Origin of the sequence: Hymenobacter sp. GOD-10R (assembly GCF_035609205.1) — a bacterium.
In the GTDB taxonomy this organism is placed as follows: Bacteria; Bacteroidota; Bacteroidia; order Cytophagales; family Hymenobacteraceae; genus Hymenobacter.
The window spans coordinates 1771226-1790843 of record NZ_CP141184.1 but is presented as its reverse complement, the minus strand read 5'-3'; the positions used below and the strand labels follow the sequence as shown (position 1 = coordinate 1790843).

The following is a 19618-nucleotide window of genomic DNA, read 5'->3' as shown; positions in this document are numbered from 1 at the left end:
ATCCCGAGCTGCGCGGGGAACTGAGTTAGGTACCTAGGTATCTAACTCAGTCCCTCGCGCAGCTCGGGATGACAACTTGAGCAGACCTTCTTACAAACACCTTCCCCCAAACTTTCCCCTTATGGAAACTGCCACCACACCTCGTCGGATCTTTCAGGTTATCGACGGCAACAAGAAGTTCGTCGGCGACGGGTTCGACGTGACCAGTCCCATGCCGGGGCCACGTATCCGGCAGCTCAGCCCTTTCCTACTCATCGACCACACCGGCCCGATGGAAGTAGCGCCCACCGATGCGCCTCTGGGTACGCCGCCCCACCCGCACCGCGGCTTCGAAACTGTGACCGTCGTGTACCAAGGCTACCTAGCCCACCGCGACACGGCCGGCTACAGCGGCAAAATCGGACCCGGTGATGTGCAGTGGATGACGGCCGGCTCGGGCCTTTTGCACGAAGAACGGCACGAGCGGGAGTTTGCCAAAGAAGGCGGCACGTTGGAGTTAGCCCAGCTCTGGGTGAATGTGCCGAAGAAAGACAAAATGGCTACGCCGCGCTACCAGGAGCTGCCTGCCACTAGCATTCCCAGCCTCGAAACGCCCGACGGCCTAGGTACGATCCGCATCATCGCTGGCGACTACGAAGGCACCCACGGTCCCGCCGAGACCTTCTCCCCTATGATCATGCTGGACGTGCACCTGGCCAAAGGTGCCGACGCCACGTTGCACCTGCCCGCCGACTACAATGTGGGTATCTACGTGGTGAAGGGTGATGTGACGTTCAATGGCGACCGTCCGGCAAAAACCAAGCAGCTCGTGGTGTTTGGCTGGGATTCGTCGGATATCTCCGTCACTTGCGCCGAAGACAGCATCCTGCTGGTGCTAGCTGGCGAGCCCATCGAGGAGCCCCTGGCTACCTACGGCCCTTTCGTGATGAACACCAATAAGGAGCTAATCCAAGCCATGGCCGACTTCGAAAACGGTAGCATGGGCAAGTTCGAAGACGACGAACACGAGCATTAAGCGACGTTGCCCGGTGTAGAGACACATACTTGTGTCTCGTCATTGAACGACCCGGCCTTGAACATCCCTAGGTAAACACCATCAGCAACGATTGAGACACAAGTATGTGTCTCTACATGCTCACCAATTCTTTTTCCTCAACCTAGCTTCTCATGCCCACGAACACTGTTCTTGTAGTTGGCGGCAACGGCATCATCGGCCGCAACGCGGTCAGCCACCTCCTGTCGACCGGCAATTGGAATACCATTGTCACCTCCGCTTCGCCGCTGGATTATGAAACCACAGCGCAATACGTGCAGCTAAACCTGCTTAACCCGGAAGCCGTGGCCCAGCAGGCAGATCAGCTCCGCGAGGTCACGCACGTATTTTACGCCGCTTATATTGAAGGCAAGACCTTGGCCGCCCAAACACAAGTCAACTTGGACTTGCTCCGCAACCTCGTGATTGGATTGGAACAGGTAGCGCCGAATTTCAAGCATGTCACGTTTATTCAGGGTGGCAAGGCCTACGGCGCGCACCTAGGTCGCTACAAAACGCCCGCGCTGGAAACTGATCCGCGCCACTTTCCCCCCAATTTCTACTACAGCCAAGAAGATTTCCTGCGTGAGCACTCCGTGGGAAAAGCCTGGAGCTGGACGTCCGTGCGGCCCGATATTGTGGTGGGTTTTGCCGTGGGCAACCCGATGAACCTAGCCAACCTCATTGCCGTGTACGCCAGCTTGTGCAAGGAGCTAAAGGTGCCGTTCCGCTTCCCTGGCAGCCTAAAAGCCTACGAGGTACTAGTGAACGTGACGGACGCCAATATCCTAGCCAAAGCCATGGAGTGGGTCTCGACGCACGAAGAGTGCAACGAGGAAATCTTCAACGTCACCAACGGCGACATTTTCCGCTGGAGTCAGCTGTGGCCCAAGTTCGCCGAGTACTTCGGGGTGGAATATGCCGAGCCCATCACCTTCCCGCTGCACGAATACATGGAAGACAAAGCCGAGCTGTGGCAGCAAATGGTGGAGAAGTACGGCCTGAAGCAGCACACACTGGATGAGCTAGCTCAGTGGCCCTTCGGCGACTTCATCTTCAACGTAGAAGCCGACGCCTTCTTCGACGTGAATAAATTGCGCCGCTTTGGCTTCCACGAAATGCACCTGGACAGCTTCACGTCCTTCCGCAACCAGTTTGAGCACCTGAAAGCCGAAAAGATCATTCCGTAGGCACGTGCCACGGCGTGCCTTACCGTCAGTTCATTATGACTATCAGGCAGCCAATCCGTTCCATAATTGAACGGGCCGTGGCGTGTCCCGACAACCTCTTTCATGTACTTATGGAGAACCAACCCCTCAGCGGCAAAGTAGCCTTGGTGACAGGAGCTAGCCGAGGCCTGGGCGAAAGCATTGCCCGTACCCTAGCCCGAGCGGGCGCTACCGTAGCCGTAAACTATCACGCCAACCAAGAAGCTGCCGAAGCCCTTGTGCAGGAAATCACGCAGCAGCAAGGCAAAGCCTTTGCTATTCAGGCTGATGTAGCTGATGCACAGGCAGTGGCGCAGCTCTTCCAACAGATAAGAGCGCGAGCCGGCGAGGTCGATATCCTGGTAAACAACGCGGGAATTGGCGTGCCGAAGCCGTTCCTTGAAATCACGCTAGACGACTGGCAGCAGGTATTGCACACCAATCTTACGTCGGCGTTTTTGGTCAGTCAGGCTGCTATTCCGAGCATGATGGCGAAGGGCTTCGGGCGTATTATTACCATCTCGTCGACGGCGGCGCAAACGGGTGGCGTTATCGGCCCGCACTACACGGCCTCGAAAGCGGGCCTGATCGGTCTGATGCACTCCTACGCGTCGCTGCTAGCCCAGCACGGCATTACGGCCAATGCTGTTGCGCCGGCCTTAGTTGAGACGGACATGATCCGGAACAACCCCAAAATCACCCCCGACCTCATTCCGATGAAGCGCTTTGGCCAGCCGCAAGAAGTAGCCGACGCGGTGCTGCTGCTCGCTACCAACGGCTACATCAATGGGCAGACAATCAACGTGAACGGCGGCTTGTACATGAGTTGATGTAGCGCGAAGCCCCTACTTCGCGTACCGCGAAACGACTCGCGCCCGCCGGTCGGACACCTAGGGCGTCCGACCGGTTGTCGTTGCGGATGTATGCAACCCTATTAGGGACAGAAAGAACGATCAACCAAACGCCCGTAGCTGACAACCGGTCAGACGTCTAGGGCATCGGACCGGCAGACGCGAATCGTTCTGCGATACGCCATGCACAAGCCCCGCTAAACCTTATATTCTATGCTTACCCGTCCCATTCCTTCCACCCAACAGCCACTACCTGTCATCGGCCTAGGTACCTGGCAGACGTTCGACACCGCTAGCAAAGCCGCTTATCCAACGCTTCTGCAAACCCTTGACACCCTGCACGCCGCAGGCGGAACAGTTATCGATTCCTCCCCCATGTACGGCCGCTCGGAGGAGGTAATTGGTGACCTGACGGCGCAGTCGACGGCCCGGGAGGAGTTCTTCTACGCCACCAAAGTCTGGACCAAAGGACGCACGGCCGGCATTCAGCAAATGGAAGCCTCGCTTCGCAAAATGCAACGCACCAGTCTCGACCTGATCCAGATTCACAACCTCATGGATTGGCAAACCCACCTCGCCACGCTGCGCGACTGGCAGGCCGCTGGTCAGGTGAAGTATATTGGCATCACGCACTACACCGACAGCATGCATGCTGAATTGGAGCGGGTGCTATCCACGGAACGCATTGATTTTGTGCAGTTCAACTATTCCATCCTCGACCGCCACGCCGAGCAGCGCCTCCTGCCCGCGGCCGCGGCCCGCGGCGTCGCCACGCTCATCAACCGGCCCTTCACCGAAGGAAGCCTACTAAGCCGCGTAAAAAACAAGCCGCTGCCTGCGTGGGCGGCAGAGCTAGGTATCAGTAGCTGGCCCCAGTTTCTACTCAAATTTATCCTCTCGCATCCGGCCGTAACGTGCGTCATTCCCGGCACCCGCGACCCGCAGCACCTCGCCGACAACTTGCAAGCGGGCGAAGGCGAGCTGCCCGATGAGGCCACCCGTGAGAAGATGGCCGCTTTTGTGCGGAGTTTGTAAGGCCGTTCTACCTTTGCCTGACGCTATTTCCGTCCCTCCTATGATCCTACACTGGACCACCAAGTCTTTTCACGACCTAGCTCTTACCGAACTCTATGCTTTGCTTCAGCTCCGCAGCGAAGTATTCGTAGTGGAGCAAACCTGTGCTTTTCAAGACATTGACGGCCAAGACGAGCCTGCCTATCACCTGCTAGGCCTCGCCGAAAACGGCGACCTAGCTGCTTACGCCCGCCTCTTCGACGCCGGCAAGAGCTACGAGCAAGTGAGCATTGGCCGCGTGGTAGTGTCGCCGAAGTACCGGCGCTACGGGCTAGGTCGGGAGCTGATGAAGCAAGCCATCGGGCAGTGCGATTCCCTGTTTGGGCCGCAACCCATTAAGATTGGCGCGCAGTATTACCTACGAGAGTTCTACCAAAGCTTCGGCTTCGAGCAGCAAGATGACATCTACCTTGAAGATGATATTGAGCACATTCACATGCTGCGGCCGTAACACCTAGGCACTTAAAAAACGGTTGTCATTCCGAATGCAGCGAGGAAGCTGAGTTATAATACTTATAGCTCAACTTCCTCGCTGCACTTGGAGCAATGGCTGCTACTGCTTGGCGCCGCACTCCGCGCAGAACCGCTGATCGGCTTTCATGCTCGTGCCACAGTCTACACAAAACTTCTCCTTGCCTTGAGCCGCTATATTCGACGTGCCGCACTCGGGGCAGAACTTCTGGCCGGGGTTCAGTTTGGCGTTGCACTGCGGGCACTGCGCTATGCCACCACGGTTCAGGAAGTCCAAGTCTTTGGTGTAATCCTGCTGACGAGTTTTGGTATAAATCTGCTCGCGGCTAGCTTGGGCTTGCTGGGAAGCTAGCTCCTCGTGTTCGTCAGGGGCGCAGTCTTCGCAGAGGCCGGCTTTGCTGTTCCAGCACACATCGGGGCATACCCAGTGGCCGCAGCGCGTACATTGCTTGAAGTGCTGTTTGCCTTCTAATACCGCTTTTTCCAGGGCCTCATCGTGGGCTTTGCCGCCAATAGCGCGCTGCACGTGGTAGGCGGCATTGCCGGCATCGGAGAAGAGCCCGCCAAATAGGCTGCCGGCGGCGCGCATTAGCTCACCCGCAATACCAACACCGTTAGGCTGAAACCGCGACATGTGTCCGTTGCGGCACTTGTCGCAGTAGAACTTGAACTGAAAGCCTTTGTCAGTGGACAGATCATCGTGGTTGGCGACAAACTGAATCATGTTGCTCATAGCGGCTGGGGTAATACTCGGTTGGAGGGAGTTGTCTTCGAATCGTTTACTGGTGGGCCAAAAGTAACATTTCTAATAAGCTATTTATCTGTTCAGGTAATTTCATCAGACAGGCTCAGTTTTCAAAGGCTGAATTAATAAGAAAAAGCCGTCGTGCTGAGCTTGTCGAAGTATTACGCGTGTATTGGTAAACCTAATGATTAAGGTTACGCTTGCACGCTTGAAACTTCAATAAGCTTAGTACGACGGCTTTTATTAAGGCTTTTTACGGAAGCCCAACTTACTGCCTTATGAGAAACCTAGCACCGGGTGAGGTTGATACAGTTCTTCTAGCCGCTTGATTTCTTCGCCTGAAAGCTTCACCGAAACAGCCGCTACGGCGTCTTCGAGGTGACCAGGCTTACTGGCCCCCACGATGGGCGACGTGATAACCGGCTTCGATAGCATCCAAGCCAAGGCAATTTGGGCGTTGGGTAAGCCGTGCTGCTGCGCAATTTCCGTCACGCGGTCAGCTACGTCGAAATCATCATTGCGGCCGTAGAGTGACTTGCCGAAGTTGTCGGTTTTGGCCCGCTCAGTTTCGTTGCGCTCCTTGCTGCGGCCACCCGTGAGCAGCCCGCGGGCCAGCGGCGACCAAGGAATCACGCCAATCTTCTGATCCGCACACAGCGGCAGCATCTCGCGCTCTTCCTCCCGATACACGAGGTTATAGTGCGGCTGCATGCTTACGAAACGCGTCCAGCCGTGCAAATCAGCTAGGTACAGTGCCTGCGCAAATTGCCACGCATACATCGATGACGCGCCGATGTAGCGAGCCTTGCCCGCCTTCACTACGTCATGCAGCGCTTCCAAGGTTTCTTCAATGGGTGTGTCGTAGTCCCAGCGGTGAATCTGGTACAGGTCGACGTAGTCGGTGCCGAGCCGTTTAAGGCTCGCATCGATGGCGCTCATGATGTGCTTACGCGAGAGGCCCCGGTTGTTCGGATCTGACCCCATGGGGTTGTATACTTTGGTGGCTAGCACTACCTCGTCGCGCTTGGCAAAGTCGCGTAGGGCGCGGCCTACTACCTCTTCGCTGGCACCGTTGGAGTACACGTCGGCCGTGTCGAAGAAGTTGATACCTAGCTCTAGCGCTTTCTGGATGAAGGGGCGGCTCTGCTCCTCGTTCAGGGCCCAGGGCCACCGGTCGGTGGGCGTGCCGTAGGTCATTGTGCCCAGGCAGATTTTAGAAACTTTCAGGCCGGTCTGGCCTAAGCGAATGTAGTCCATGAGGGGTGTTTTGGTTTGGTGGTGTTGTATACGCCGGCCTCCGACGAGAGGTCGTTGTTGAGGTAGCGCCCGCTAGTGTTAGCCTAGCCCCACCACACTTCCAAGCTAAGCGCTAGAATCACTCGATTGTCCTATGCTAACGACCCCGGTTGTATACAATTCTTGATAGCTTAAGCACAATAAAATGCATCATGAAGTTGGTATAGTTTGATGATTTTTCTAGTATTACGCCTCCGATCTACTTACAAGCGCTAGTATTTTACTAGATACTTCGGTATAACTATCTGCTCTTCAGACTATTATACCGAGTAAAAACCTGACACAATCGATTGTGGCAAACGATTGCAGAAATCGATTGCGTCAAACGATTGAACAGATTAACTTACCGAATACTGCTACTGTAAGTCTTTGTCAAACACTTTTTCCGTCGTCTCTCACCATGTAATTCTCCTACTGTATGCATCGACTCCCACCTCGCCTATCCGGCCCAGTTATTAATACCCCTAGCGTACCCTCTTTGTGTCACTAAACTCCTACCTAAGCTTATGAAAAGAACAATACGAACTAATTTTGTTCGTAGCGCAGTTCGTGGCTCTCTGGTGCCATTAGCTTTATGTGCCTCGGTTAGCGTCGCCTCCGGCGCCTCCGAAGAAGAAGATGCACGCTACACACCTGCGCTAAAACGCGCTACGACGAGCACCACAGCGCCGCTCGTGAAAGCAGCCGACGTCACTGTTCGAGGCGTTGTGACTGATACTAAAGGCGAGCCGCTACCCGGCGTTAACGTGGTGCTGAAGGGCACTACCCGAGGCGTGACAACAGATGCCCAGGGCCAGTTCTCGCTGAACGTACCAGAGGGAGGCAGCACGCTCGTCTTTTCCTTTATCGGATTCCAAACCCAGGAGCTACCCGCCTCGAGCACTGCTCGCATGAGCATCAAGCTAGCGGCTGATGAGAAAGCACTGGACGAAGTAGTAGTAGTAGGCTACGGCACCCAGTCGCGCGCGACAGTAACGGGCGCAGTAAGCAGCGTTAAATCTGAGGACATCTTGCGTACACCGGCGGCAGCAGCCACCAGCGCACTGGTAGGTCGTGTGCCCGGCATTACGGCTCGTCAGCCCGACGCCCGTCCTGGTAACGGCTCGACCATTCAGATCCGTAATCTAGGCGACCCGCTGTATGTAATCGACGGCATTGTGTCCGACGTAGGCCAGTTCAACAACCTAGGTATTGCCGACATTGAAAACGTCTCGATTCTAAAAGACGCCTCCGCTGCTATCTACGGTCTGCGCGCCGCCAACGGCGTGGTGCTAGTGACTACCAAACGAGGCAAGACCGGGCAGAAGCCGACCATCAGCATCTCGGGCTATTATGGCTTGCAGAACTTTACGAAGTACCCGCACCCGGCGAATGCTTACCAGCACCAGCGCGCTCTGGTTGAATCGGAGCAAAACCTAGCCCAGCAGGCACGCCGTGCGCCCAACGTAGTGAATGACCCTGTATCGGGCACCCCTCTGACGGCTGCTGAGCTTGAAAAGTGGCGTGTGGGCACCGAGAAGGGATACCAGAGCTACGACTACTACAAGATGGTGATGCGGCCTAACGTGCCGCAGTACTTTGTGAACGGCAGCCTCTCGGGTGGAAGCGACAACGTAACGTACTATCTGTCGGGCACCCACTTAAGTCAGGAAGCACTCATCAAAGACTTTCACTTTAAGCGCACTAACCTGCAATCCAACATTGAAGCTAGGGTAACACCCCGGTTGAAAATTGGTACGCAGATCAGCGGCCGTTACGAAGACCGCTTTCAAGCGGGCGTGCCGGGTTTGGATGACTACTTCAACCCTTTCCTGAGCATCTTTAGCATGTGGCCCACCGAGCGGCCGTATGCGAATGATAATCCCAAGTACATTAATCAGACGCACAACGTCAACGTTAACCCGGCTACTTACGCCGTCGATATTACGGGTCCTATTCAAGAAGACACCCGCGCGGCCAAAGCCAATATTTTTGCGGAGTACAGCTTTGACTTTGGTTTGACGGCTCGCGCCACGGGCTCCTACAACTACACTAACTTCAACTTCGACGGCTTCGAGTATACCTACAACGCGTACAAATACGACCCAACCAATGATGCCTACAACGTGGTGGCGGGGGGCGGCAACCAAAACCCCTGGCGCGAAACCCGCCGTCGCAACACCCTCGACCGTTTTGGACAGCTTCAACTGAATTACAACAAGCAGTTTGGCGACCATGGCGTTGCGGCGGTAGCGGCCTACGAGCGCTACGACACCGACGACCGCTACAGCGTTATTCACACTGTACCGCCTAACAATACCATTCCTATTCAGTTATTTGCCAGCCAGGATTACCTAGCTGATGAGCGCTACGAACGAGCTAGAGCAGGCTACATTGGCCGGGTAAACTACAACTACAAGCAGAAGTACTTGGTAGAAGTGCTCGGTCGTTACGACGGCTCGTGGCTGTTCGCGCCCGGTAAGCGCTACGGCTTCTTCCCAGCAGCTTCTGTTGGCTGGCGTCTCACGGAGGAGTCTTTCCTCAAAGGAAGTAGCGTACTAAGTGAGTTGAAGCTACGCGGTAGCTATGGCCGCACCGGTGCGGACGACTTGGATGACCCCAACAACAATACCTACTTAGTTCCTCCTTACAGCTACCAACCGGGTTACGACTTCCCCTCCGGCAGCGCTATTTTCAACGGCAATTACGTGTTTGGCGTGCGGCCGCGCGGCTTACCTGTTACGACGCTCTCGTGGGTAACGAATATCTCGTCGAACGTTGGCGTAGACTTCGGCTTCCTTAATGGCAAGATATCAGGTCAGTTCGACGTATTTGAGCGTCGCCGCAAAGGGTTACCCGCTGCCCGCTACGACCTATTGCTACCCAGCGAAGTAGGTTATGCGCTGCCGCAGGCTAACCTGAACACCGATGCTACTCGTGGCATTGAAGGCCAATTAACCTACTCCAACCAAGCCGGAGGCCTCACCTATACGGTAAGCGCCAACGCTACCTTAGCCCGGCGCCGCGACCTGCAACAGTATAAGCCTCGCTTTGGCAACTCCTTGGATGAATACCGCAACTCCTTTGTAGATCGGTGGGGCAATATCAACTGGGGCTACCAAGTGATTGGGCAATTCCAATCTGAGCAGCAAATTGCCGACTATACGGTTAATAACGATGGCCAGGGCAACCGCACGCAGCTACCGGGTGACTTCATCTACAAAGACGTGAACAATGACGGCCTGATCAATGGCCTCGATGAGCGTCCTATTGGCTACATTGAGGGGGCGCCACCCTTGTTCAACTATGCCTTCAATACGACCTTAGGCTACAAGGGCTTTACGCTGAGCTTCGATATTGTAGGGGCTGGCATGCAAACCTTCCGCCGCGAGGTGGAGCTACGCATCCCATTCCAGAACAACGGCACCTCACCCAATTACATCTTCGAAGACCGCTGGCACCACGCCGACCCTTACAACGCGGATAGCCCCTGGATACCCGGCAAGTACCCGCCCGTACGACGCGACGCCGCTGGTCATGCGAACTATAACAACCGCAATGACTTCTGGGTCAGCAACGTCCGCTACTTGCGCCTACGTAACTTGGAGGTAGGTTACAACATCCCAAAACCTGTCCTGAGCAAAGTTGGCGTTTCGGCCTGCCGCGTGTATGTGAATGCCACTAACTTGTACGTGCTGACGAACATCAAAGACCTTGATGTTGACCCCGAGATTTCTTCTAACGGTGGTCTGATTTATCCTCCCCAGCGCTTGTTCAACGCCGGTTTTGCTATTAGCTTTTAATTCTTCCCGCCTGACTCATGAAGCTCTCTTATAAAACCTTTATCCTGAGCCTAGGTCTGCTGACGGGTTTGTCGGCTTGCGAGAAGGATTTCCTCGAACGCGAATCGCCTACCATCGTTAAGGAAGAGCAGATCTGGAACGACCCCAACCTGATTACCAGCTTGCTGGCTAATTACTACGACCGCCTGCCTTCTCACTCGCAGATTGATGCTGGCTGGGAACAGTTCACCGCTTACGACGAGGCGCTGTGGGCTGGCAACGGCAACGGGCCCAATGACCTTTTCACCTTTGCCAACAACCGCTGGACGTACTGGGATTATGGTCTGATCCGGGACATTAACCTAGCCCTCGATAACCTCGACAAGTTCAGCACAACGCTGTCGGATACGCAGAAAACGCAGTTCAAATCGGAGTTACGTTTCCTGCGGGCTTACGTGTACTTCGAAATGGTGAAACGGATGGGCGGTGTGCCTATCATCACCAATCAGCTGATCTACGACTTCAGCGGCGATGCTTCTGCCCTGCAGAATCCACGCAACAAGGAGTCGGAAGTATACGACTTCATCGCCAGCGAGCTAGATGCGATTAAGGGCACCATTGGCAATGACGGCAGCAACACCCGCGCCAACCGTTACACAGCCATGGCGCTGAAGAGCCGGGCCATGCTCTACGCCGCTTCTATTGCTAAGTACAACTCCTTATCAGGCCTCAACATTCAGACGGCGGGCGGGGAAGTTGGCATCCCTTCGTCGCGGGCGACGGAGTACTACCAGAAGTCACTGGATGCTTCCAAAGAGGTAATTGCCGGGCCGTACGCGCTGTACCGCACCAACCCCAACCTAGGGGAAAACTTCTTTGATGCTATTACCAAGAAAGCGCCGAACTCCGAGGTGATTTTCGCTAAGGATTTTCTGACGGCTAAAGGCCGACGGCACGGCTTCACCTACGACAACATTGCCCGCGGCATTCGGGAGGATAACTTGTCGTCTTCCATCATCTCGCCCATCCTGAACCTGGTAGAAGCCTACGAGTACCTGGATGGCACCTCCGGGCAAATCAGAACACGCAACGCCGCCGACACCGATTATATCTACTACGACAACCTGAGCGCTCCCTTTGCCAACAAGGACGCCCGCCTCTACGGCACCGTTATCTACCCCGGCTCTACTTTCAAAGGGCAGGAGGTACAAATTCAGGCTGGCGTAAAGGTTTGGAATGCGACGACCAATGCCTATCAGACCATTGAAGGGGGACTTGGCAGCACATATTCTCCACCTGCTTTCCCCAACGGCGACAACAAGCTGCTGACGGGCAGCTCAGGTCCACAAGCTACCCAGGTGGAAGTTTCCAACACGGGCTTCTATCTGCGCAAGTACATCGACCCAGTGCCTAAGACGAGTACTCGCGGTATCTTGAGCGACGTGTGGTGGGTACGTTTCCGCCTTGGCGAAATACTGCTCAACGCCTCCGAAGCAGCCCTCGAGCTAGGGCAGACGAACGATGCGCTGACCTACGTGAATCGCGTACGGGAGCGGGCTGGCTTCCCAGCCAACAGCCTCACAGCTAGCACGCTGAACATTGCGCGCCTGCAAAATGAGCGCCGGGTAGAGCTAGCTTTCGAAGACCACCGCGTGTGGGATTTGAAGCGCTGGCGCATTGCGCACCAAGTGTGGAACGGTAACGCCAATACGTATAGCGCTGTGGCCTACGTACTGTTCCCCTACCGCGTGGTGCGCCCCGGTAGCCCCCTCGACGGCAAGTACGTGTTCGACCGTAAAGTGGCACCCCGCTTCCGCACCCCGCGCAACTTCCAGGTGCTCAATTACTACTCCTTCATCGACCAGTCGGTTATCAACAACAACCCTAAGATTGTTCGCAATCCTTTCCAATAAGGTCTTCTCATGAAAGCACTATTCAACCTCTTTTTGGTCGGCGCCTTCTTGTTGACCGGTTGTGACCTCGATAACGTGGACCCACCTAGCTCGACCCTCAGCGGACGAGTGCTCTACCAGGATCAGCCTGTAGGCGTGCGTACCAACGGTGTGCAACTGGAGCTTTGGCAGCGTGGCTATCAGCTATTCACTAAGATTCCGGTGTACGTCAGCCAGGATGGTACTTATTCAGCCACCTTGTTTGATGGAAACTACAAGCTCGTACGCCTTCGCGACAGCGGCCCTTGGGTAAACAACACCGACAGCATCGACGTGCAAGTGAAAGGCAATACGGTAGTCGACGTGCCAGTACAGCCTTACTACGTTGTGAGCAATTCTCGTTTCGAGAAGTCTGGCAACAATATTAACGCCACTTGCCGCGTGAGCCGAGTTGCTACTGGTCGGAACATAGAATCTGTTACCCTCTTTGTAAGCTCCACGCAATTTGTAGACACCAACAATGGCGCGGTACAGACAGAAGCCGAAACAAAATTGAACATACGCAACGTACTGGCCGGTTCAGCATTAGCCGATCTGAATAAGGACTTGAATCTAACTTACATTGTACCTGGTTCCTTAAAGGGCTACTGCTATGCTCGTGTAGGGGTAAAAACCCAAGGTGTGGCAGAGTTATTCTATTCGCCGGTGCAAAAAATAGACTTCTAACAGTCATTAGATACGTTTATCACTGTCAAAAAAGGACGGCCAATCGGCCGTCCTTTTTTTAAGCTGCCAACCCAATCAATCATCAATAGACCAGCTAGGAACTCTCTACCGTTCCGAGCAACATGAGGAATCTGAGTAAGTCGCTGCCTGCGATAGTCACGCAGATTTTTCGCCACGTTGCACCGAATAGCAGAGAGACCCTAGCTTGTTCTTCCTACTATTCTCGCGCATGCCTCATTGTGTCCCCCTTTCTTCTATGAGTCGCTCTGCTTTGCTACTCGGCTTCACGATAGCAGCTAGCTTTTTACCGAACAGTACACAAGCCCAACGCCGCGCCAAAGCACCTACTGCTGCCTCCACCGAGCGTACCTGGATGGCCGATAATGGCAACGGCACTTTCACCAACCCGCTCTTCTACGAGGAGTTTTCCGACCCTGACCTAATCCGCGTCGGCAACGACTTTTATCTGACCGGCACCACCATGCACACCATGCCGGGTCTGCCGGTGCTGCACTCCAAAGACCTAGTTAACTGGGAGCTGATGAGCTACGCGGCTGAGAAGCTAGACTTCGGCCCGGCTTACCGCCTCGAAGATGGCAAGAGCGTGTATGGCCAAGGCATTTGGGCGCCTTCGTTTCGCTACGCGCGGGGCAAGTTCCACATCTTTACCAACGTGAACGGGCGCACCACCCAACTCTACACCGCCACCAACCCGGCTGGCCCCTGGACGCACACAGAACTAAAAAAATCGTTCCACGACCTGTCGGTGCTCTTTGATGACGATGGCAAAACCTACGTTATCTGGGGTTACGACGAGCTGAAGATTGCTGAGCTGACCGACGACCTCACCGATACCAAGCCTGGCACTGAGCAGGTGCTCATCCCGAAGGGCAGCGGTGTGGGCGAAGGCTCACACTTCTACAAAATCGACGGCAAGTACTACATCACCAACACCATCTACGACCCAGTTGGCATGATGGTATGCGCCCGCGCCGACAAGGCGACCGGCCCCTATGAAGTAACGGTCATCAGCGCCGAAGAGGCCCTAGGTATCGGGGTGAACTGGCGCTTGCAGCCGGGCCGCACACCTCCGTTCAAGCTCACGCAGCCTACCAATGATTTCTCCTCGGCCATCCCGATGCACCAGGGCGGCATCGTGCAGACGCCCACCGGCGAGTGGTGGGGCTTCTCGATGATGGACTACAATGCCGTAGGTCGCCTGCTGACCATCTCACCCGTCACGTGGACCAACGGCTGGCCCTACTTCGGCTTACCCGGCAACCTGAAACGCTCGCCCCGCACCTGGGTCAAGCCCAACACGGGAGCTAGCTCGCCGCCCATGGCGCCCTTCAAGCGCAACGACGAGTTCAGCACCAGCAAGCTCAATCCACTCTGGCAATGGAACCACTTGCCAGATGATAGCAAATGGTCGCTGACGGAGCGCAAGGGCTTCCTGCGCTTGCACGCCTTACCCGCCAAAGACTTCTTCTCGGCGCGCAACTCGCTTACTCAACGCGCCATCGGCCCCGAATCGACACCCACAACGGAACTGGAGCTGAAAGGCTTAAAGGTGGGTGACGTGGCGGGCTTAGCGTTGCTCAACTTCCCGTACACCTGGATCGGGGTGGCGCGCACGGCAGAAGGCTTTGAAGTTCAGCAGTACGACCAGCAAACGGAGAAGCTAGAGCGCCAGCCGATCAAAGCCTCCAAAGTGTGGCTGCGGGCGCACTGTAACTTCGACACCGACCTAGCTACCTTGCACTACAGCACCGACGGCGCCACGTTTCAGGCAATGGGTGGCGAAATCAAGCTGCCGTATCAGCTTCGTACGTTCCAGGGTATTCGCTACACGTTGTTCAACTTCAACACGCAAGGCACCGCTGGTGGCTACGCCGACTTCGACCGATTTGTGGTCGATCAGCCCCGCGCCAAAGGCTTAACCCAACCCATTCCAGTGGGCAAAACCATCACCCTCACCTGCCTAGCTGACAGCACGGTGCTCATCAACTGGCGCGGCTGGCTGCGCCCCGTGCCGCTGAACAGTCCGCTGGCGAAAGGCAACGCCTCGCGCTTCCGCGTGGTGGATCGAGGGCAAGGGCGCGTTGCGCTCGAATCGGCGGGCGGCGCGGAGTCAGAAGGTGGCCTAGTGACGGCAGTAGGCTTGGCAGGTATGGGCGAAGTGCGCATCATCAAGGGCGAACCTAGCAACGCCAGCACGTTTCAGTGGCAAGACATGCTGCGGGGCGATTTGATGCTGATGAACCTCAGCAACCACCGCTACTTGCTCGCCATCCCGCGCAGCGGCAGCCTTTGCGCCGCCGACGCCCCCGGCACCCACCCCGACCGAAAAGATGGTGCGTGCTTCTCGTGGCAAGTAGTAACTGAATAATAGGATAAACCTCAGAGCAAAGCCATCTGCCGGCCGGACGCCCTAGGGGCAGACAGCTTTGTTCTGGGAGCCGTATGGGTACTTACCTTGTTACGTTAGGCTTGCAACCATTACAGGCGACGTAGGCTCCTGCTTACATGAAACGCTACTCTACCCCTTTGTATGCTGCCGGCCTAGCTATCATGTTGCTGCTCACCAATTGCCAGAAAGAGTCGGAAGCAGCAGTACCGGAGCAATGTCAACTTACTCCTGATCCGGGTCCGTGCAATGCCGCTTTCGTTCGGTATTACTATGACCCCAAGGAGCAGAAGTGTATGCCATTTACCTGGGGTGGTTGCGGAGGCACTGTCCCCTTCAACACCTTGCAAGAGTGCAAGGACTGTGCAGGCAAATAGGAGCAGCCATGGCATAAAACCGGGAGCTACGAAGCACACACCTGCTAAAAGTTGCTGGTAGCCTGTCGGGATAAGGCTAGGTTCTGTGGATTGCTGCAACACCATGCTTGGTAGTGCGTCTGTTTTCACGTACTACATTGCATCAACCCTAGCTTTCCCGCATGAATAGAATTCGACTATTCTCCGTTTGCGGTCTGCTCCTGCTCAGCGCCTTTGTGCTGCACAGCTACAGCCGACCGCCTACGCCCCTACGTCCGCTCAAACCCAAGTTCCAGCTGGAGGAAACGACCATTGCCGACGTGCACCAAGCTCTTAAGAAGGGCGACTGCAACTGCGAGCAACTCGTGACGGCGTACCTACGGCGCATTGAGGCCTACGACCAGCCCACCAAGCTGAACGCCATTATCCTGACCAACCCCCAGGCGCTTGAAACGGCCCGGCAGCTCGATGCCGAGTACCAGAAAACCAAGAAGCTGCGGCCCCTGCACTGCATTCCGCTCATCGTAAAGGACAACTACAACACGGCCGGCTTGCAGACCACCGCTGGTTCGCTAGCGATGAAAGGCTTCGTGCCGACAGAGGATGCTACCACGGTGAAATCGTTGAAGGCAGCCGGGGCCATTGTGCTGGCCAAGTCGAACATGGCCGAGTGGGCGTTTAGCCCTATGGTGTCGATCAGCTCCATTGCCGGCGAGACGCTGAACCCCTATAACCTACTGCATGTGCCGGCCGGTTCGAGCGGTGGCACGGCCGCGGCGGTAGCGGCTAATTTTGGCACGGCCGGGCTAGGTACTGATACCGGTAATTCTATCCGCGGGCCATCGTCGCACAATGCGCTGGTGGGCTTCCGGCCGACCCTAGGTCTGGTGAGCCGGGCCGGCATTGCGCCGCTGTACTTGCGCAACGACACCGGCGGCCCCATGACCCGCACCGTCGCCGACGCTACCCGCCTGCTTGAAGTGATGGCTGGTTACGATCCCGCCGACCCGCTCACAAAATACAGCGAAGGCAAAATTCCCAAAAGCTACCAGCAGTACCTCGACAAAAACGGCCTGAAAGGCGCCCGCATCGGCGTGCTGCGAACCCTGAGCGAGCGGGACCCTGATCCGCAGGTGAAAGTCCTCTTCGAGCAAGCTATAGCCGATTTGAAGAAAGCCGGCGCCATCATCGTCGGCCCCGTCGAGATTCCCGACTTTGCCAACGTGAGCAAGGATCAGTGGTGCTCCGTGTTCGAGCACGATATCAACGAGTACCTCGCGGGCCTAGGTCCGCAGGCGCCGGTGAAGAACCTCAACGAGATTGTTGCCTCCGGTAAGTTCGCCCCATACATCGCCCAGAACCTCACCTACCATCAAAAGAGCGCCGTGACGCCGGAAGGCACCACCTGCGCCGATCCGTACACCGACCCTAAGCGCATTGCCTTCCGCAAAGCCGTGACTGATGTGATGGACCGCTATCAGCTCGGGGCTCTCATCTATCCCACCTGGAACAACCCTCCCGCGAAAGTTGGCGACTTCAAAGGGTACAAGGGCGATAACAGCCAACTCATTGCCCCGCACACCGGCCAACCGGCTTTCACCGTGCCCATGGGCTTCACCTACGACAACCTACCGGCAGGCTTGCAGTTCTTAGGCCGCTCCTTCGACGAGCCGACGCTCATCAAGTACACCTACGCCTACGAGCAAGCCACTAAGCACCGTAAAGCGCCCGCGCTTTTTCCAGCCTTGTCTAAGTAAGAACACTGCGCCCTCTGCGAAAACCTCTGCGTCCTCTGCGGGCTAAAAGTCGTTGTTACGGCTTGAGCCCGCAGAAGGCGCAGAGGTTTTCGCAGAGGGCGCAGTGTTCTTACGTTTAAAAATCAGTTGGCTCGCCCAAGTGAGCGAAATCGTCGATTTCCTTGAGCATAGCTTGCAACTTCTGCCGCACCATTTGGTAGGCGAAGCCGCCGAGCAGCAGGTGCGTGGGCGGGTTGGGTAGGCGCACGAGTTGGTACATGGCTTCGGCAGCTTTCACCGGGTCGCCGGCTTGGTTACCGTCGCGGCCTAGCGAGGCTTTCAGACCCTCACCTACGGAGCTGGCGTAATCGGCAATCTTGTTTTCGGTGTACGTGGCCGAGGCGCCGGCCCACTTGGTGCGGAACGGTCCCGGCTCCACGTTGGTGACGTGGATACCCAGCGGCTTGAGCTGCGCGGCCATCGACTCGCCTAGGCCTTCTAGCGCGAACTTCGACCCGTTGTAGATGCCCGCGTGCGCCATCCCAATAATTCCACCTACCGAGGTGACGTTGAGAATGTGTCCCGACTTCTGCGCCCGCATGTGGGGCAGCACCGCCCGCACGATCCGCAGCGGCCCATATACGTTTACGTCGAATTGACGCTGCACTTCCTCCTCCGAAATTTCCTCAATGCTGCCCAGCGAGCCGTAACCGGCGTTGTTCACCACTACATCGAGGCGACCAACGGCATCGATGGCTTGCTGTACGGCGGTGGTTACTTGCTCCGCGTTCGTCATGTCGGCCAGCACTCCTAGGCTCTGGCCGGGCGCTTTTTGGGAGAACTCCTCGACTTGTTCGGGCTTGCGGAAGGTGGCTACTACCCGGTCGCCTTTCTATAGTAGCAGCGTCGCTAGTGCTTCACCTAGGCCGGTGGAAGCGCCAGTGATAAACCAATTCTTTTGCGTCTCAGCCATGCGTTGACTTTCTACTTGTGTCTTAGCAATTAAAACTTCACCACGATTTTGCCGAAGTGCGAGCCATTGCCCATAAACTGCAAGGCCTCTTTCACTTGGTCGAATTCGAAGGTTTTGCCGATGATGGGTTTGATGTTGTTCTGGTCGAAAGCCTTGAGCAAATCGGTCAGCATCTCGGTGCTGCCCACATAGATGGATTGCAGCCGGTTCATAAAAATGGGCGCCATTTGCAGGCTCTTGGCATCCTCGGGCGAGGCGGGCCCACCCACGGCCCCGATCAGGAAGATGCTGCCGCCGGCCTTCACCGCCTTCAGCGACTGGGCTAGCTTACCCGCTACTTCCACCACGTAGTTCACGCCTTCGCCCTGGGTCAGCTCGCGGACTTTCGTTTCCCAATCTGGCGTTTCCTGGTAGTTGACGGTTAGGTTGGCGCCGAGGCTTTTAGCCCGACCTAGCTTTTCGTTGCTGCTCGACGTGATAATGGCTTGTGCACCAAATAGCTTGACGATTTGCAAGCCAAAGATGGATACACCGCCCGTGCCTTGCAGCAGCACCGTATCGCCGGGCTTGAGCTGCGCTTGAAGCGCCAGGGCATGCCAGGCCGTAACGCCTGCGCAAGGAAAACACGCGGCCTCTTCGTAGGAAAACGAATCAGGTACTTTCACCACCGCTTCTTCGTCGAAGGCTACGTACTCGGCTAGCACACCGTCGGTACTGCCACCTAGGGAGGCGTGCGTTTTGGCAAGGGAGAAAGGTCCGGCGTGCCACTCAGGAAAGAAGTTGACGGCCACCCGGTCGCCCACCTTAATTTTAGTTACGGCCGCGCCAACTTCCGTCACTAAACCTGCCGCGTCGCTGAACGGGATGAATGGCAGCTTTTCGCCGGGATAGCCAAACCAGCCGTTGGCCAGGGCCCAGTCGCGGTAATTAAGAGAAACCGCTTTTACTTGAATTTTAACTTGTTTGTCGTTGACGGTGGGTTCGTCGTAGTCGCCGAGTTGGAAGTTGTCCAGACTTTTGGGGGCGTGCAGTTTATAGGCTTTCATGAGAGTAAAGCTGATTCGAGCTTATTCAACTCCCTGACTAAGC

Annotated in this window: 14 protein-coding genes and 1 pseudogene; 11 read left to right on the top strand and 4 right to left on the bottom strand. The window is 56.1% G+C overall.

Annotation, left to right across the window (positions count from 1 at the left end):
* Positions 1–121: 121 nt before the first annotated feature.
* The 5 genes from SD425_RS07350 (at position 122) to SD425_RS07330 (ending at position 4617) form a co-directional block, all read left to right on the top strand.
* Complete coding sequence (locus SD425_RS07350) at positions 122–1015, top strand: pirin family protein (protein WP_324676960.1); 894 nt, start codon at positions 122–124, stop codon at positions 1013–1015.
* A 152-nt stretch (positions 1016–1167) separates the two neighbouring features.
* Entirely contained in the window at positions 1168–2223 is a 1056-nt protein-coding gene (locus SD425_RS07345) for an SDR family oxidoreductase (protein ID WP_324676958.1), read from the top strand.
* A 110-nt stretch (positions 2224–2333) separates the two neighbouring features.
* Entirely contained in the window at positions 2334–3071 is a 738-nt protein-coding gene (locus tag SD425_RS07340) for a 3-oxoacyl-ACP reductase family protein (RefSeq protein ID WP_324676956.1), read from the top strand.
* Positions 3072–3305: 234 nt separating this feature from the next.
* On the top strand, positions 3306–4127 hold the full coding sequence (locus SD425_RS07335; protein ID WP_324676954.1) for an aldo/keto reductase: 822 nt from the start codon (positions 3306–3308) through the stop codon (positions 4125–4127).
* A gap of 40 nt (positions 4128–4167) precedes the next feature.
* Complete coding sequence (locus tag SD425_RS07330) at positions 4168–4617, top strand: GNAT family N-acetyltransferase (RefSeq protein ID WP_324676952.1); 450 nt, start codon at positions 4168–4170, stop codon at positions 4615–4617.
* A gap of 102 nt (positions 4618–4719) precedes the next feature.
* Here the strand turns inward: SD425_RS07330 and SD425_RS07325 are convergent, their stop codons facing one another.
* Together SD425_RS07325 and SD425_RS07320 are read right to left on the bottom strand one after the other, a co-directional pair.
* Positions 4720–5370, bottom strand: a complete 651-nt coding sequence (locus tag SD425_RS07325) for a zinc ribbon domain-containing protein (RefSeq protein ID WP_324676950.1) — start codon at positions 5368–5370, stop codon at positions 4720–4722.
* Positions 5371–5658: 288 nt separating this feature from the next.
* Positions 5659–6639: an aldo/keto reductase gene (locus SD425_RS07320; protein ID WP_324676948.1), complete on the bottom strand. Its 981-nt coding sequence runs from the start codon at positions 6637–6639 to the stop codon at positions 5659–5661.
* A gap of 545 nt (positions 6640–7184) precedes the next feature.
* On the opposite strand from SD425_RS07320, the gene SD425_RS07315 reads away from it, so the two are divergent.
* From SD425_RS07315 to SD425_RS07290, 6 genes are all read left to right on the top strand, one after another.
* Positions 7185–10460, top strand: a complete 3276-nt coding sequence (locus SD425_RS07315; RefSeq protein WP_324676946.1) for a TonB-dependent receptor — start codon at positions 7185–7187, stop codon at positions 10458–10460.
* Between the two features lie 17 nt (positions 10461–10477).
* Entirely contained in the window at positions 10478–12352 is a 1875-nt protein-coding gene (locus SD425_RS07310) for a RagB/SusD family nutrient uptake outer membrane protein (protein ID WP_324676943.1), read from the top strand.
* Positions 12353–12361: 9 nt separating this feature from the next.
* A complete protein-coding gene (locus SD425_RS07305) occupies positions 12362–13057 on the top strand; it encodes a DUF3823 domain-containing protein (protein ID WP_324676941.1) in 696 nt (231 codons plus the stop codon).
* A 256-nt stretch (positions 13058–13313) separates the two neighbouring features.
* Positions 13314–15446, top strand: coding sequence for a glycoside hydrolase 43 family protein (locus SD425_RS07300; protein ID WP_324676939.1), 2133 nt, complete (start codon positions 13314–13316; stop codon positions 15444–15446).
* A 137-nt stretch (positions 15447–15583) separates the two neighbouring features.
* The gene (locus SD425_RS07295) at positions 15584–15841 is read left to right on the top strand and encodes a BPTI/Kunitz domain-containing protein (protein WP_324676937.1); all 258 of its coding nucleotides are present in this window, start codon (positions 15584–15586) and stop codon (positions 15839–15841) included.
* A gap of 161 nt (positions 15842–16002) precedes the next feature.
* The gene (locus tag SD425_RS07290) at positions 16003–17577 is read left to right on the top strand and encodes an amidase family protein (protein ID WP_324676935.1); all 1575 of its coding nucleotides are present in this window, start codon (positions 16003–16005) and stop codon (positions 17575–17577) included.
* A gap of 115 nt (positions 17578–17692) precedes the next feature.
* On the opposite strand, the pseudogene SD425_RS07285 reads toward SD425_RS07290, so the two are convergent.
* Together SD425_RS07285 and SD425_RS07280 are read right to left on the bottom strand one after the other, a co-directional pair.
* Positions 17693–18388 (bottom strand): annotated as a pseudogene (locus tag SD425_RS07285) (SDR family NAD(P)-dependent oxidoreductase); the annotation flags it as partial.
* A 170-nt stretch (positions 18389–18558) separates the two neighbouring features.
* Positions 18559–19575 (bottom strand): NAD(P)-dependent alcohol dehydrogenase, encoded by a 1017-nt coding sequence (locus SD425_RS07280; RefSeq protein WP_324676933.1) that lies wholly within the window; start codon positions 19573–19575, stop codon positions 18559–18561.
* Positions 19576–19618: the final 43 nt, after the last annotated feature.